The sequence below is a fragment of the Chryseobacterium sp. MYb328 genome, from assembly GCF_037572595.1.
In the GTDB taxonomy this organism is placed as follows: Bacteria; Bacteroidota; Bacteroidia; order Flavobacteriales; family Weeksellaceae; genus Chryseobacterium; species Chryseobacterium pennae.
On record NZ_JBBGZQ010000018.1, the window covers coordinates 36,763 to 53,030 of the forward strand.

Here is a 16,268-nt window from a genome sequence, read left to right on the forward strand (position 1 = left end):
ATTAAATATTTGGTGTATTCAAAAACTATTTTGTACATTTGCAACCTGTTATTCAACCTCTGACGATAAGCGTGTAAGTTGCTTAGCTTTAACATTTTATTTTATTAATAATGGATTTATTAAAGTACGTTCAAGACAAGTACATTGCGAAAAAAGAATTCCCTGAATTCAAAGCAGGTGATACAATTACTGTGTATTACGAAATTAAAGAAGGACAAAAGACTAGAACTCAGTTCTTCAAAGGAACAGTTATCCAATTAAGAGGTACTGGTTCTACAAAAACTTTCACGATCAGAAAAATGTCTGGTGATGTAGGTGTAGAAAGAGTATTCCCTATCAACTTACCTGCACTTCAAAAAATCGAGGTTGACAGAAGAGGTAGAGTTAGAAGAGCTAGAATCTATTACTTCAGAGATCTTAGAGGTAAAAAAGCGAGAATTAAAGACGCTGCTTACAAGAAGAAATAATTCAGACAACAATAAATGCAAAAAGAAGCTGTTTACATGTAAACGGCTTCTTTTTTTTGGGGTAATCTGTAAGGAGCAATATTCTATATATAGGTTTTGTATTTCCTACAAGTTTTGTCATACCTTTAATGTACAATATTTTTCTTTTTATCTCACTTATACTTTTGTCTTGAAACAAAAGTATACAAAAGTTCAAGACTGGAATTATCCGCTAAAAATTCAAATGTACTCCTAAAATTTCCAAACTCGCATGGATCAGTTGATACTGCTTTGATTCAAAATTGAAGACCATGCTCAGACAGTGGAAATTTCTTAACGGATTACATTCAAATTTTCTTAACGCTCCTAATTCCTAGGTCAATTAAAGAACCAGTTTACTTCTATTCTCAAACATCTGTGAAAATTTATGTCATCTGTGGTTAATGACATGAGTAATCAGTAATATTCTATATATGGAGTTTTGTATCCTAAGTGTTCAAAGTATGGCTTATTATCATTTTTGAATACTTATTATTCTTTGTATGGAGTCCCTTTTCCGGTTTCCAGAAAGAGTTTCAGACTGGCCAGAAATTGTATCCAGCCATTGGAGCATATATCGTAACATTCAATTTCCGGGCTCAAGCCGATATGTATAACTGTTATCCGAGTATTTTCTTCTATTTGTTTTATTTCCCAAACGATTCCTGTTCCAATCCATTCTGTCTGGTTCTTTAATTCAGGAAGAGCAATGAGTGAATCTTCAACATACCAGATCATCTTTGATTTGGGGATTGATTCCTTCACCCGCATCGTTTTGTGAATAGCTGCTCCAAATCTTATCGTGAATACATCTCCTGTTTGTACGGAAGATCCCTCAAACATTTCAGTCCACCAAAGCGGAACCTGATGAGTTAAAGCCTCATATGCTTTATCTGCAGTAGATTTTACTTCTATTGTATTGGTATAATTTTCCATATTATCTATTTTGGTTGGTGTATACAATTTTATGGAAATTATTTCTCAGAGGACTTTGCATAGGGTAAGAAATGGGATCAAGGGTAATAAGTTAGCCACCCTGTCAAAAATTCAAAGAATTTTTGCCCCCCTTTAGAGGAGGGAAATGATTACGTCTTCAATTGGGATATTGGGAATAATTTGCAGATTTATTCGTTTTTCATGAGATATTGTAGCGGTGTAGCTCCGGTATGTTTTTTAAAAAATTCAATAAAGGCACTGTCTGAGGAGAAATCTAAGATATGAGACACCTCTCCTATTGAGTTTCCATCTACCAAAAGTTCTATTGACCGCTGAAGACGCCATTGCTGCCTCCATTCCTGATAAGAAAGGCCCGTTTCTTTTTTGAAAATTCGGGTAATCGTTTTTTCAACAGCTCCGGTTTCTTCTGCCAGATTTTTCAGCATGGGAGGTATGGAAGTTCGGGTTGTCCACTCTTCCACAATCCTCTTAAAACGTCTGTCAGTGGGCATTCTAAGTTTCAATTTTTCTTCAGGAGCTTGTTTTATTTCGTCCCAGAAAACGTTTAAAAGACTCTTTTGAGCAGTATTCAAAGCAGTCCATTCCCAGAAGCAGATTCTTTCGATAATTTCTTTCAATAAAGAGTTGACATGCAAAACCTTAAGGCTTGAGTCCATGTATTTTTTAGCGTAATCATTGTCAAAATAAACAGATCTGTAGGCTACAATATTCCTGAAATTCACCCGGTGAATCTCGTTAGCTGGTATCCACAACATCCTGAATGGCGGTAGTACAAACTGTCTGTCAGAAGTAGTTACCGTCATACAACCGGAAGGTGCGTACAGCAGCTGTGCCTTGATTTTATGGTCATGAAATCCAGAATCATGCATAACCATATCGGAGGCTATTCCAATAATTTTTTCTTTAAGAGCATCTGCATTAAATTCATCATTCTGTTTTAATATTGCCATGTCTTATTTTTGATATTTTTTGTTTTTATATCATTATAAATATACTCTGATTTTTTCAAACCTTTGCAGAAAAAAATGAAAAAGACAAATCCTCTTTGGCTGTTGACGTTACTTGTAATGCTTCCTCAGTTTGTGGAAACCATTTACAGTCCTGTTTTGCCAATGGTTCAGGAAAAATTTGGGGTAAATGAAGAATCTGCCACTTTAACGATAAGCATGTATTTTATTGCTTTCGCTCTGGGCGTAGCATTTTGGGGTATACAATGTGACAGAATCGGAAGAAAGAAGTCTCTGGAATATGGGTTGATCACGTATGGAATCGGAACTTTTGCGGCGGTTTTCGCTCCTAGTTTCATGGTTTTGATTGCTGCCAGAATTATTTCGGCTTTTGGAATTGCCGTAGGATCCATTGTCACCCAGACTATTTTGCGTGACACTTATGACAAAGACCATATCAGCAAGGTATTTTCATGGATCGGAATTGGCTTATCCATCAGCCCGGTCATTGGCATGACTACCGGCTCAGTACTGGCATCTTTAACAGGTCACCAGGGAGTTTTTATTACTTTGTATCTGCTGGCAGCTGTATTTTATATTCTTTCCAGGAGAAACATTTCTGAAACTCATCATTCGGTAAAAGAAATCAACTTCCAAATACTGACCGGTTTATTAAAACGAATGCTAAGAGACTGGGAAATCATCAGATGCTGTTTATTGATCATGAGCTTTAATGTGCTCTTATTTTCTTATTATTCACTGGCTCCTTTTATTTTCAAGCAACAGCAATATTCATCTTATATTTTCGGATACAGCAGCATTATACTGGCTGCTGGAACTTTTGCAGGAGCTAAACTTAACAGATTTCTGCTTTTAAGGAATATTACACCTAAGATTTTAGTGACTTCAAGTGTAATAGGTGCATTTATAGCTTCTGTTTTTGTGTGGATGCTAATCGGTTATGGAATTTATTTTCTGATCCCTTACTTCTTTATCGTCATGGCCTTCAGCATTGCTATTCCTAATATTCTGAGCACTGCATTGATTCATTATAAAAACGAAACAGGAAGTGCCGGAGCTTTGTTGGGTCTCATTTACTATATACTGATAGGAACAGGATTGGCAACTATAGGATTTATTCAGAATCTGGGGATCTCATGTTTAATTTTTTCAGGAATTGGGGTCCTGACTTTGCTGGTATTTCATTCAAAAGATAAGACTGTTTAACTATAAACGGTCCTGTCTTCTGAATAATACATGGATATAATATTTAAGATATACTCTGTAAATTCATTTTGTTCCGGAGGTAACAAATTTTCCGTATCTATAGAATAAGCCCAGTTACTTTACTTCATCATCATTCCATGTTTTTTAAAGATATCGGTCAAAGAACGTTTTTCTCTACTGTACATCACTTTCATTTTGGAAAATACATTTATTCCGTCATCTGTTCTCCAAAACAGGCTATTTTTCAGTTCTGGAAGATCGGCATCCGGCACTCCTTTTTTTATCAATATAAGCAGGGGTTCAATTTCATGATCATAATAGGTTCTCTTGATTTCATAGGGATTACTATTGTTATTAGAGATTAAAAAGATCATTTTATTCAGCCATCCTTTCTTCGGTTCATATTGTATTGGCTTGGTGAAAAACATATATAAAGAATACTTTTTGGCAGGAAATTCATTAGAAATGACAATATCATCAATTGAGTTGATATCTATTTTTTCCGAAAGAAAGGTATTTTCAATAACAAGAAAAGAATCATTTAAAGAGAACTTATAAAACATACGTCAATTATTAGATTTTAATTATTTATCACCTTGATTTCAGTAAAAACAGGATTTCAAAAAATAAGAGGATCACATAATATCCGATAACTGCAGCTCCTAAAATAACTGTATTTCCCGATATATTAAAATGTTTCAGCATCAGTCCGACAGGAATTCCATAGATTACAGCCAAAACAAAACAGAAGACAGCCCCTCTTCCACTGATGAATATATCATTGGCAGATACCCCATATTCACCTGACCGGCTTATAAAACCTAAGAAATTAGACACCATAATGATAAGAACAGATAATAATAATTGGATATTGTCCCCAACCGCAATCACAGAACCTATTGTAAATAAAGAGAAAAGAACAACATACATTTTAAAGTCTGCAGCATCTTTTTTTCTAGTGGTATTTTGTCCCAGACCAATCAGGAAGAAACTGGCGGATAAGAGAAATATTTCCAATCCTATCTTTTTTTCAAAAACCGTAAGAAAGGTTTGAGCGTCTGTTTCATTGATCAGACTGATCCATGTGAAAATAATTCCAATATATTTAAATACCGGAGTAAAGGAACCTATTGTCCCAACAAATTTATTTTCTGGTAATTTCAAAATGAACTCGTTTTTTATGATATTACCTGGAATATGATTTTTGCAAATTAGATTGAGATAAAAAAATAATCTTTTATCATCGGATAATTTCTAATTGATCACTTCCTTTGGGTTTATGCAGATAGAAAGTATGTACTTTAGGCATCATATTCTTAGATGTCTTCGATATCAATGGAGAGTACCCGAAGGTAAGGCTGTCCGTACATACCAGAGTAACCACTTTTCCATTTCCAAAAAACTTTAACTCTGTTTGTCTGCACGGATAAATGAAATTCCTTTTTTCTACGGCGTACTCAGCCTTATTTTGAACTATCTGTGATTCAGCAGTTTTATCCCAGGGAACAGATGCAGCCTCTTCATAGATGTTATTTTTCAACATAGAAAGGTATTTGGACCTATCTCCGGTTTCCATGGTTTTCTTGAAATCTTCATAAAAAGCATCAACTTCTTTTTTTATATCCGAATCGTTTTTCAGGTCCTTACTTTCACTCCATCCTATTATTTTCCAATTAATATCTTTAGCTTCTACTTCAAATGAGGTTTTGTATTCCGCATAAGAGGCATTTTTTTTCAATGCTGGCGTTTGGTACGACAGCAACATCCATTTATACTGCTCTCCTTTATCTTTTGCATTAAGCTGATCAAGCATAGACATTGGCTTTTTATTTTTTGAAAGCTCTATCTTCACAAAAGAATTTGTAGTGAGGGATGAAGCAAAAGCATTTTCTTCTTTTTTTGAGGGAGACATTCTTATCGTTATTTCCTGCTTCCCCGGCTGCAGGATATAAGGATTAAGATCTATTGTCTGCCCGGATCTTCCTCCCATACCAAAATAAGTAATCACAGGCATATCATTGATTAAAATTTCATATGAACAATCAGCATGCTCATATTTCAAATCAAACTGCAGCCCATTTTTTTGATATTCTATTATTTTATGCGGCTTCTGAGCATCACTATTGATAGAACTAAAAAATAATACAGTACAAAAAACAAGTTTCATCATTGTTACAAGTTAAAAAATTTTCTTCATCTATTTTTCTCTGCCATTACACCAATATTCTATTTGAAAAGGTATATCCCTATAATAAGCTCCTGCTCCCAACCATCATTCGTTTGATATATTTCAGATTCATCAGATTATTTTATAAAATCATACAAAGCTTCAAAAAACCTGGGATACACTTCAATATGGGGAAGATGGCCTACATTTTCAATTTCCACCAGTTTGGACCCGGGAATTTCATGTTGTGTCTTCTTTCCCAGCTCCTGATACTGTCCCATTTTAGATTGGAGTTCCTTTGGAGCTCTGTCTTTTCCAATCGCTGTTCTGTCTCTGGTTCCTATAATAAGCAAGGTGGGAGTTTTTATATTTTTAAATTCATAACAGACTGGTTGGTTATAGATCATATCGGAAGTAAGGGCTGCATCCCAAGCTACCTGCGGATAATCTTTATGAACAGTCCATCCTGCAATAAGATCAAGCCAGGGCTGGTACTCTTCTTTCCACTTGTTGTCATAATAGAATTTCAGCTGATAGTTTTTATAGGTTTCAGCAGTATTTTTAAGCTCAGACTGGTAGGCCTGATCTATAGTCTGATAAGCAGCAAATACTTTATAGTCTTCAAGTCCGATAGGATTTTCAAGGATCAGCTTCTGAACTTTTTCAGGATAAAGCAAAGTAAACCTTGCAGCCACCATTCCTCCCATTGAATGTCCCAGAACAATGGTTTTATCAATTCCCAACTGATCCAGAACTGCTTTTGTATTTTCTGCCAATTGTGAAAAGGAAAACTGGTAACTGTGAGGCTTCGATGATTTCCCAAACCCGATCTGATCCGGAATAATCACCCTGAATCCCTTCTCCGAAAGGTCTTTGGCGGTCTTCTCCCAATAAGCTCCATTAAAATTTTTTCCGTGAAGAAGGAGGATTGTCTTTCCATTAGCCTTTTGTGGCTTTACGTCCATATAGGCCATCTTCAGATTGTTATCCTGGGATTTTAACTCTAAAAAATGAACTTCGTAAGGATATTGATAATCAGACAGCATCGCATCCAACGGTCTTATTTGTGAAAACAATAATCCTGATCCGGCTACGAATACTATTGCTGAGGCTATATTTCTGAAATATCTCATGGTACTTTATTTTAAGCTTTTAAAATTAAAAAAACCGCTCCAAAAGGAACGGTTTTCAACTGTTATTTTTAGTTAAATATTATCTTTTAAGATACTTCTGCCATAGAAACTTCTTTTTCTTTTTTGGATGGAAGATTCATTAAAACAATTGCAAAAAGAATTAGCGCAATCCCTACCCATTGTATTAAAAACACTTGTTCTCCTAACAGGACAAAGGCCATGGTTACGGAAACCGGAAGTTCCAAGGAAGAAACAATACTTCCCAGACCTAATCCTGCATTCGGGAAACCAACATTGAACAGAATTGGGGGAATAATAGTTCCGAATAAAGCCAGAACAAAACCATATGTTAAAAATATCGAATAATTGAAAGAGTGGATATGCTCTGTATTTTCTGTAAAATTCAGATAAAAAGCTTTTAATCCATCAAAATACATAGGTCCTATCTGTGCAAAAAACAGGAATGCAAAAACCACAATGGAACCTCCTGCCAACATAATAATACTTTTTCTGAAAACAGGTAAATGGGTAGCCAATGTATTAGAAGTAAACATCGTTAATGTATATGAAGCTGCCGCCATCAGTCCCCAGAAGACTCCATGCCAATCAAGATCAATTTCCATATTGATAAGATTGGTCGCTAAAACCGTTCCCAGCAATACGATAATTACAGCAACAATTTTCCTTGCATTTGGAAACTTTTTGGTAATAATACTTTCTACTACTACACTAAACCAAACCGACTGCATCAGCAATACGATAGCAATGGAAACGTTGATATACTGAACCGCTATATAATAAAACAAACTTGTTCCTCCCAATGACGTTCCGGCAAGCATCAGCATTCTGACCTCTTTGGAACTGGGCATTGATAATTTCTTTTTTGATGTCAGGGTTTGAATAAGATTCAGGATCAAAAGTCCGGTTAAACCTAGTACAAATTGGGATGTTGTTACTTCAGACGTTGTAAAACCATCATGATAAGCCATTTTCACAAAAGTGGCCAACATACCGTATATACTAGCACCAATCCCTACAAATAAAACACCTTTTAGTATATTTTTCTTCTTCATAATTTTTTTAACAGCCTGCAAAGTTACGACATATAAATTAAAGTACTTTGAAGTCTTATCATGATATATAAATAAAATCGCCGCAAGCTTTGCTTGCGGCGATCTGTTATATTGATTATATAAATTGGTTATTTTTTTACAATCACTTTAGAATTGGCTTCAAAACCAAGTCCTTTTACTTTTACAATATAAGTTCCATTAACTAAACTGCTTGTAGAGATTGCCTTTTTGTTTTCAGGTGAAATTTTATCTTCAGAAGAAACCAGTTTACCAGACATATCATACAGTTCTACACTTACTTTTCCAAGGGTTTTGCTTGGGAAATTAATATAAAACTCATCTTTTGCAGGGTTTGGATAAACAGAAATCTTATTATCTTTAATTGAAGTAAGCTCATCTGTACCTAGTGAAGCACAGTCTGAAGGTACATCAAAGTTTTGCACCTGATCGTTGATATTCGTTTTAAGTCCTGCTGATGCATTTACCCCTAATCCTCTTTTTGCAAAAACCTTCCAGATCATACATTTATCCTGACCTTCTGTTGCTGCCAATTCAGCTGCTAATATTGCATTTCTACCTTCAATAAAACTAGGATCACAAGTTTGCAGTTTAAGTCCGTTAAGAATCAATTGTAATACTCTCGAACTTCCGTTTGTAGCATTCGCCATTACATCAGATGAATACCCATATTTTTCAACATACTTCCAATGAAGATCCCATAACATAGATGCCCAGATAAAGCCAATAGAGTGTGAATCCGGAACCATTGTCCCGTTATCCGAATACTCCATTCCGTTTGTATCACCGTAAGTAAAATCATTCACAGTGAAATCCGGAGAATATTTTGCAGGTCTGATCCCGTTACCTGTTATTGGCTGTCCCATTGGATAAGTTCCTATCCCTCTGGCAACAGTAGAGTTATCTCCTGGTTTGTTGGTCAGCATCAAAGCAAAGAAGTCAGACCATCCTTCACCCATTTGTTCTGTAGAATAGGTTGTATTTGTACCATAAGGTCTTGCATTTAAGCAGGTATAGCCATCTCCTGTTAACCTGTTGGATATTCCATGACCATATTCATGCGTAACAATACCATTATCAAAGCTTCCATCGTATTTTGTATCGGCTCTCAACGTAGTATTTACTACTGTATTGGCATCAAGTTTACCTTTCATAAACAATCCTTCAGCCTCAGTAATTAATATAGAAGGTATTGTAACAGTTGGAGAAACCACTCCATCTCCTGCCATATTACCAATTGTAGCACCGTTTGCAGCATTGTTATAAATAATAGTTCCTATAGCTCCAGCTGTTTCAGCATTTTTAACTTTAATAGCAAAGCCACATGTTCCTCTTTGAATTAAAGCGATCTTACCGGTTAATTCACCTGCAGGAATACTTGTACAGCCTTCTAAAACACTTGATAATTTAACATCACCTGTAATTCCTATATCATTAAGCTGAGAACCAAACTGTGCTATTCCGGCATTTACAACTCTGGCAGTAGCATCTGAAGGGGCATTATACCAAAGTTTTCTATTAGAACCTAACCAAAGGTACATTTGCATTATCGGATTATAATTATCCATATAAGTTGCAAAATTGGCATTATTAAAACCTCCTCCATCTTGGGATTGAGCAAAAACCTCATCATCATCTAGCCCTCCATTACCAAAATTATTACTTTGGAAATTTCTTGCAGACTCCGTAAACCCGAATTTATAAAAAATATCATGTACCATATTACTGATATAGAATAAATTGGTGGTTGCTGCCGGCAAATTATTATACGTTAGCGCATTGGCATCATATGTAAAATTAAAATTTCTTGTGGCTCCTCCATCAGGTGAAGTTCCGAAAGTAGATTCATTATTATCTTTATCATCGTAAGCATATACGTTATTACCTCTTGTAATCGTATAATGAGTAGTTCCGTTAGAATGCCAGCCTTCAGGTGAAGAAGTCAGATTCCAAGGATTATTAACTAAAGAACGTGAGCCAAAAGTGGGTGATTCCAACGGTAAGGCAAAGACGTTGTATGATGCATTATCCGGAGCAAGAAACATCATATTCTTTTTCTGGATATTATCATGGATATAAAAATCCTGCAGTTGCGGCATCACATTCACCTGACTGTTACTATGGTCATGCCCATAAGCATCGTCGTGGAAGTTACATGAAAGATTCAGGTTCATTTTACTGATGATCTTCCCAGTATTGGCATCTATCAGGATATCCCATGAATTAACAGCATTCGGTTCTTTAAAAACAAATTCATAGGCTAAACGAAGCTCTTTATTTTCATTACTGATGTAGACAAGTCTTTGCTTTGCTGAAACTAATTTAGCTTCACTTTTTTCAAAGAAACCTATGATTGGAAGGTCTGAAATTTTATTATTCTCCAGATCAGCTGCAATATTCTGAAGTGCCGCTTTCTCACTTATTGATGCATTTTTAGCAGAAACCGTCACATAGTCTTTGATAAAGTTATCTGTATAATATGCCACTTTATTATCCTTAATAAGTGCCGTTCCTACTGAACTGTACACCGGTAAGCCGTTATAAGTCTGTATAAACTTCACAACATTACCATTTAATGATTTTGACGAATCTACATTATCAACAATAAAGTTATTAAGATCAGACTTCTTATATTCTCTCATTTTATTCTGAGAAATATAATCCTTAATTAGTTTTTCATTATCTTGTCCGAAAGCAATAGCCGGAAATACAGAAAACACCGCAAATAGAAGAGGTAGAGTTTTATTTTTCATATCCATTATTAAAAGCGCTAATCTACAAATATTTTATGTTAAAATTTAAAAATAAATAAACAAAGCATAAAAAAAATTAATTAATAATTTATTTTTTTCTCAAAGTAGAGAATTCGATTCTGTTATCATGCTCTCCAACCTTATTTGCGATAATTACTATTTTTTTTCATTAATAAATCCAGAAAAAAAACTGCCCGGATGGACAGTTTAATTTTTTATTTATTTTTTGATGATTTTTTCTGAGTAGGTTTCGTTTTTGTCTGTTCTTACATTCACTATATACACTCCTTCTTTGTGGGAACTCAGATCTACTTCTATTTCTTTTTCTCCACGAAGTACTTTGTTACATACTGTATTTCCAACTAAATCCCTGATCTCCATAATTCCTGATTTAACTTCTTTATTAAACACTACCTTAAACAAACCACTTGTAGGATTAGGGGTAAGTTTAAAGATCTTTTCTTCTGCTAAAGACTTTCTGCCTATTGGTTCTGGACAATCCATATTAATATCATAGTCAAAATACGGATATCCATTCCAACTATATGCTTCAGGGCCATTTAAAGAATTGGATACCATCGTTACCCTGAACTTATGCAAACCTGTTGATCCTGCATTCAATACATGAGAAAAGCTATAGGGAGAGAAATTAAAAGTAAACGAATTTCCAGCTCCAAACACAGGATCAGATTCCACAGGATATATTTCACCAGTCTGTAAATTGATTAACTCCAACTTAAGCTCCTGCAGTGTAACTCCAGCCGCAAGATTATATTTCCCAATAAGATTAGAAGCTTGATATGTACACCACCCTGGCTCATAAAGAAAATCCAAAGTTCCTCTACTATTGGAATAACATATATATGCAGCCAAATCTTTCCAATAATTTCTTTCATAATCATACAGACCAAATCCAATAGTCCTATTATAATAAGATCTTGAATAACCATTACTTGGATCTCCAGGAACCGTTTCAAGTGGCCCGGAATAGGGCCCATCAGGGCTCGCAATAGCTGCTGCAGCCTCAATAGCATCGTTATTTGTATTTGAATGAATTACAGTAAATCTTATTGAGCCACCCATTGTCATATTCGTTTTAAACTCCATCACATTGGCAAATGCCTCATAGGAATTATAATTTGATGCATAAACAGGATCTACAAGATAAGAATCAAGACCAGCTGAAGCCCTCTCTGCATCAGTAAACACTATAACCCTTTCAATATTATTCCCATTGAGTGTTTTTTGAGAACTTATAATATCAGGATCCGGAACTCCCATTATTGCATTTTTGACCAACCCTAGAGACTGATGCAAATGATCTCCAAAGTCCAAACGCCGTTCAAAATTCTGGGCGGTAAAAAAATCGTTAGTAAAATCAGATTCAATATAAATCAAAGGTTTATACACCCCGGTATCATTATCAAAAACTCCGGTTCCATATTGCACCACCGCTACTCTATTTTCAGGATTACAAGCTAAAAGCTGTTCTATTAACTTAATAGCACCCCTTCTCATTTTGATATATTCTTGTTTAGTTGTAGAACCTCCATTATCCAACATAATGATATAGTCAGCCTTTGCACTAAGAGTACTCCACGACATCATCAATGTCATGAAGAAAAATAAAATTGTTTTTTTCATAGTTAAAAGTTTTAAATTTAATTTCATTAAAATGATTTAAAATTTTCACATAATTATTGAAATTAATTTAATTTTTACAATAAAATTGCCTTATAAAAATTAAAACTGCCTCGAGAGACAGTTTTAATTTTAATTATTTCTTGATGATCTTTTCTGAGTAGATTTCGTTTTTACCTGTTGTTACATTAACAATATAAACTCCTTCTTTTCGGGAGCTCAGATCTACCTCTATTTCTTTTTCTCCACGTAATATTTTATTGTAAACGGTATTTCCAACCAGATCTCTTACTTCCAATGTTCCTGATTTCACTTCTTTATCTATCATTACTTTAAACAATCCATTGGTAGGATTTGGCGTTAGTTTAAAAATCTTTTCATCCACTGAAGACTTAAGACTTAAAGATTGCGGACAACTCAAGTCAATATCATAGTCAAAAAACGGATATTTGTTCCAGCTATAAGCAACTGAACCGTTCCAAGAACTTGAAGTCATCGTCAACCTGAACTTATGTACCCCTGTTGATCCGGCGCTCAACGCAGCTCCAAAACTACCAGGAACAAAAGTATAAGAGAAAGAATTTCCAGGTCCAAGCACTACAGGATAAGTATCTACAGGATATACTTCCCCGGTCTGCAAACTAATAAGTTCCAATTTAAGATCCTGCAAAGCAGCCCCAGCCTCAAGATAATAATTCCCTTTAAGACCAGAAGTACCATTTATACATGCTCCCGGCTCATAAAGGAAATCTACAGTGCTTCTACCATTAGAAGTACATATATTCGTTGCCAGATTCTTCCAATACTCTATTTCGCCAGGCATCATACTAAATCCGGTAGTCCTATTATAATAAGATCTTGGAATACCATTACCCGGATCCTGTGGAACCGCTTCATATGCACCCGAATATAATCCATCGCCACTCGCAACAGATGCTGCTGCCTTCTTTGCCTCTTCGTTTGTATTTGTATGAATTACAGTGAATCTTATCGTACTCCCCACTGCCACACTCGTTTTAAAATCCATCACATCGGCAAATGCCCCATAGGAACCATAATTTGGTGCGTTGGCAGGATCTACAATATAAGAACTAAGACCATCCGAAGCCCTCTCTGCGTCGGTAAATATAATAAATCTTGCTTCCTGTTTTATATTCAGTGTTTTTTGAGGGCTTACAATATCAGGATCCGGAACTCCCAATATCGCATTTTTGACCAAGCCTACAGATTGTTGCAAATAATCTCCAAAATCCAAACGGCGGTAAAAATTCTGCGCAGTAAAAAAATCGTTGGTAAAATCGGACTCAATATAAATTAAAGGTTTATACACTCCGGTATCATTATCTAATATTCCGGTTCCATATTGTACAACCACAACTCTATTTTCAGGATTACAAGCTAAAAGTTGCTCTATTAGCTTAATGACACCACGTCTCATAGCGAAATAATCCGGCTTAGTTTCCATAGAACCTCCATTATCCACCATAATGATATAGTCACGCTGTGCGCTAAGATTACCCCATGACATCAGGAATATCATGAAGAAAAATAAACATGTTTTTTTCATAGTTAAAGTTTTAAATTTAGCGTGATGAAAATAACACTTTTTCTTTATTTAGTGAAATATTTTAACACAATTAAATAAAAAATAGAAAAATATAAATAAAAACCAAAATAAACATATAATATAACAAACCTGTTAGGTTTACTCATCATGGTCTTTATTTCACCAACTTCCTAGCCCCGATAGTAACGGTTACCCCGCAGCATGCGTTGGAAAGATAAGGAGCGAGGAGTATGAGTGGATAGCGGGAAACAGCTCCTGAAAATACAGCACAAAAAAAGCCGCTCAAATGAGCGGCTCCTTATTTATGAATGGTTCAAAGATTATTTACCTTCTTCCATTTTTCTTTTCAACTCTGCTAATGCATCGATGTCTCCAAGAGTAGATCTTTCTTCGTTGTTTGAAGAAGAAGATACGTTTCTAGAAGAAGATTCTTTAACGTTTTTCTTTTCTTCGTCTCTGAAGATCCCTGTGTGAGAAACTACAACTCTCTTGAATTCTTTGTTGAATTCAATTACTTTGAATTGAGCATCTTCACCTTTCTTGATTTTAGATCCATCTTCTTTCTCTAATAATCTTGAAGGGCAGAAAGCTTCAACCTCAGCATCTTCGAATTGTACAGAAGCTCCTTTATCGTGAACTTCTACCGCTTTACCAGCATGGATAGTTCCTTCAGCATATTTAGTTTCGAATTTATCCCATGGGTTTTCAGTCAATTGCTTGTGACCTAGAGATAATCTTCTAGCTTGGATATCTAGTTCAAGAACTACAACATCTAATTTATCACCTACTGCACAGAACTCAGATGGGTGCTTGATTTTCTTAGTCCAAGAAAGATCAGAGATGTAGATTAATCCGTCGATACCTTCTTCTAACTCTACGAATACACCAAAGTTAGTGAAGTTTCTTACAGTTCCTACATGCTGAGATCCTACCGGATACTTAGCTTCGATGTTTTCCCATGGATCTTTAGACAATTGCTTGATACCAAGAGAAATTTTTCTTTCTTCTCTATCTAAAGTTAATACTTCAGCTTCTACTTCATCACCTACTTTTACGAAATCTCCAGCAGATCTTAAGTGAGTAGACCAAGACATTTCAGAAACGTGGATTAATCCTTCAACACCTGGAGCGATTTCTACGAATGCACCATAGTCAGCAAGAACTACTACTTTTCCTTTTACTTTGTCTCCAACTTTCATGTCAGCAGAAAGAGCATCCCAAGGATGAGCTTCTAATTGCTTCATACCTAATTGGATTCTTGTTTTCTCATCATCGAAATCAAGGATTACAACTTTTACAGTTTGTCCGTCCTCAAGGATTTCAGATGGGTGGTTCACTCTAGACCAAGAAAGGTCTGTAATGTGGATCAATCCATCAACACCTCCTAAGTCAATGAATACACCGTAAGAAGTAATATTCTTAACAGTACCTTCAAGAACCTGACCTTTTTCAAGCTGAGCGATGATTTCTTTTTTCTGACCTTCAATATCTGCTTCGATCAATGCTTTGTGAGATACAACTACGTTTTTGAACTCAGGGTTGATTTTCACAACTTTGAACTCCATAGTTTTTCCTACGAACTGATCGTAATCTTTAATTGGCTTAACATCAATTTGAGAACCAGGTAAGAATGCTTCGATTCCATGAACGTCAACGATCATACCACCTTTAGTTCTTGATTTAACAAAACCGTTAACGATTTCTCCAGTTTCGTGAAGTTCGTTTACTTTATCCCAAGCTTTAAGCGTTCTAGCTTTTCTGTGAGATAATTGTAACTGACCAGTTTTGTCTTCTCTCTTGTCAACCATTACTTCTACCTCGTCACCTACTTTAAGGCCTTGGTTGTAACGGAATTCGTTAAGAGAAATAACACCTTCAGATTTAAAGTTGATGTCTACGATAGCTTCTTTATCAGTTAATCTTACAACTCTACCAACTAAAACGTCATTATCGTTTAGGCTGTTAAGAGATCCGTTATAGATTTCTTCTAAATCGCTTTTTTCTTTTCTCGCATCTGCATCAAGACCTGATTCGAAAGAATCCCAATCAAATTGTTCTGGTGCTACGTTGTGGTTTAATAAAACCTCTGCTGAATTTGTCTCTTTTGACATTTTCTAATAAAATTTGTATTCCTTCTTTTTTAACGGTTTGAATAAATGAGGATTAAAAAATACGGAAGTAATTAATTGTAAGTAATTTACCTTTCAAACCTTTTCACCACAAAAGTGGGTGCAAAGATAGAAATTTTATTTGAGATAAACAATATTTTCAAATTCACTAATTTACTCTACAAACAATTG

13 protein-coding genes are annotated in these 16,268 nt (G+C 35.3%); 2 read left to right on the forward strand and 11 right to left on the reverse strand.

Annotated features, from left to right (window positions below):
* The first annotated feature begins 110 nt into the window (after positions 1–110).
* Positions 111–467, forward strand: coding sequence for a 50S ribosomal protein L19 (gene rplS / locus WH267_RS16885; protein ID WP_068942389.1), 357 nt, complete (start codon positions 111–113; stop codon positions 465–467).
* A 510-nt stretch (positions 468–977) separates the two neighbouring features.
* Here rplS and WH267_RS16890 read toward each other — a convergent pair.
* Together WH267_RS16890 and WH267_RS16895 are read right to left on the reverse strand one after the other, a co-directional pair.
* Entirely contained in the window at positions 978–1,421 is a 444-nt protein-coding gene (locus WH267_RS16890) for an SRPBCC family protein (RefSeq protein ID WP_340009898.1), read from the reverse strand.
* Between the two features lie 188 nt (positions 1,422–1,609).
* Positions 1,610–2,392, reverse strand: a complete 783-nt coding sequence (locus tag WH267_RS16895) for an AraC family transcriptional regulator (protein ID WP_340009899.1) — start codon at positions 2,390–2,392, stop codon at positions 1,610–1,612.
* Between the two features lie 75 nt (positions 2,393–2,467).
* On the opposite strand from WH267_RS16895, the gene WH267_RS16900 reads away from it, so the two are divergent.
* A complete protein-coding gene (locus WH267_RS16900) occupies positions 2,468–3,616 on the forward strand; it encodes an MFS transporter (RefSeq protein WP_340009901.1) in 1,149 nt (382 codons plus the stop codon).
* A 119-nt stretch (positions 3,617–3,735) separates the two neighbouring features.
* Here WH267_RS16900 and WH267_RS16905 read toward each other — a convergent pair whose 3' ends face one another.
* From WH267_RS16905 to rpsA, 9 genes are all read right to left on the reverse strand, one after another.
* The gene (locus WH267_RS16905) at positions 3,736–4,179 is read right to left on the reverse strand and encodes a hypothetical protein (protein ID WP_340009902.1); all 444 of its coding nucleotides are present in this window, start codon (positions 4,177–4,179) and stop codon (positions 3,736–3,738) included.
* 28 nt (positions 4,180–4,207) lie between these two features.
* Positions 4,208–4,780: a hypothetical protein gene (locus WH267_RS16910; RefSeq protein WP_340009903.1), complete on the reverse strand. Its 573-nt coding sequence runs from the start codon at positions 4,778–4,780 to the stop codon at positions 4,208–4,210.
* A gap of 76 nt (positions 4,781–4,856) precedes the next feature.
* Positions 4,857–5,786, reverse strand: coding sequence for a hypothetical protein (locus WH267_RS16915; protein ID WP_340009904.1), 930 nt, complete (start codon positions 5,784–5,786; stop codon positions 4,857–4,859).
* Between the two features lie 134 nt (positions 5,787–5,920).
* Positions 5,921–6,916, reverse strand: coding sequence for an alpha/beta fold hydrolase (locus tag WH267_RS16920; RefSeq protein ID WP_340009905.1), 996 nt, complete (start codon positions 6,914–6,916; stop codon positions 5,921–5,923).
* A gap of 86 nt (positions 6,917–7,002) precedes the next feature.
* Entirely contained in the window at positions 7,003–7,989 is a 987-nt protein-coding gene (locus WH267_RS16925) for an EamA family transporter (RefSeq protein ID WP_340009906.1), read from the reverse strand.
* Positions 7,990–8,117: 128 nt separating this feature from the next.
* Complete coding sequence (locus WH267_RS16930) at positions 8,118–10,760, reverse strand: T9SS-dependent M36 family metallopeptidase (protein ID WP_340009907.1); 2,643 nt, start codon at positions 10,758–10,760, stop codon at positions 8,118–8,120.
* Positions 10,761–10,979: 219 nt separating this feature from the next.
* Positions 10,980–12,404, reverse strand: a complete 1,425-nt coding sequence (locus WH267_RS16935) for a T9SS type A sorting domain-containing protein (protein WP_340009908.1) — start codon at positions 12,402–12,404, stop codon at positions 10,980–10,982.
* 133 nt (positions 12,405–12,537) lie between these two features.
* Entirely contained in the window at positions 12,538–13,968 is a 1,431-nt protein-coding gene (locus WH267_RS16940; protein WP_340009909.1) for a T9SS type A sorting domain-containing protein, read from the reverse strand.
* A gap of 320 nt (positions 13,969–14,288) precedes the next feature.
* On the reverse strand, positions 14,289–16,079 hold the full coding sequence (gene rpsA, locus WH267_RS16945) for a 30S ribosomal protein S1 (RefSeq protein ID WP_340009910.1): 1,791 nt from the start codon (positions 16,077–16,079) through the stop codon (positions 14,289–14,291).
* Between the last annotated feature and the right edge of the window lie 189 nt (positions 16,080–16,268).

What these genes read in the sequence shown, in the direction of transcription:
- rplS (WP_068942389.1), top strand. Translation starts at nt 111, where the DNA reads ATGGATTTATTAAAGTACGTTCAAGACAAGTACATTGCGAAAAAAGAA.
- WH267_RS16890 (WP_340009898.1), bottom strand. Translation starts at nt 1,421, where the DNA reads ATGGAAAATTATACCAATACAATAGAAGTAAAATCTACTGCAGATAAA.
- WH267_RS16895 (WP_340009899.1), bottom strand. Translation starts at nt 2,392, where the DNA reads ATGGCAATATTAAAACAGAATGATGAATTTAATGCAGATGCTCTTAAA.
- WH267_RS16900 (WP_340009901.1), top strand. Translation starts at nt 2,468, where the DNA reads ATGAAAAAGACAAATCCTCTTTGGCTGTTGACGTTACTTGTAATGCTT.
- WH267_RS16905 (WP_340009902.1), bottom strand. Translation starts at nt 4,179, where the DNA reads ATGTTTTATAAGTTCTCTTTAAATGATTCTTTTCTTGTTATTGAAAAT.
- WH267_RS16915 (WP_340009904.1), bottom strand. Translation starts at nt 5,786, where the DNA reads ATGATGAAACTTGTTTTTTGTACTGTATTATTTTTTAGTTCTATCAAT.
- WH267_RS16920 (WP_340009905.1), bottom strand. Translation starts at nt 6,916, where the DNA reads ATGAGATATTTCAGAAATATAGCCTCAGCAATAGTATTCGTAGCCGGA.
- WH267_RS16925 (WP_340009906.1), bottom strand. Translation starts at nt 7,989, where the DNA reads ATGAAGAAGAAAAATATACTAAAAGGTGTTTTATTTGTAGGGATTGGT.
- WH267_RS16930 (WP_340009907.1), bottom strand. Translation starts at nt 10,760, where the DNA reads ATGAAAAATAAAACTCTACCTCTTCTATTTGCGGTGTTTTCTGTATTT.
- WH267_RS16935 (WP_340009908.1), bottom strand. Translation starts at nt 12,404, where the DNA reads ATGAAAAAAACAATTTTATTTTTCTTCATGACATTGATGATGTCGTGG.
- WH267_RS16940 (WP_340009909.1), bottom strand. Translation starts at nt 13,968, where the DNA reads ATGAAAAAAACATGTTTATTTTTCTTCATGATATTCCTGATGTCATGG.
- rpsA (WP_340009910.1), bottom strand. Translation starts at nt 16,079, where the DNA reads ATGTCAAAAGAGACAAATTCAGCAGAGGTTTTATTAAACCACAACGTA.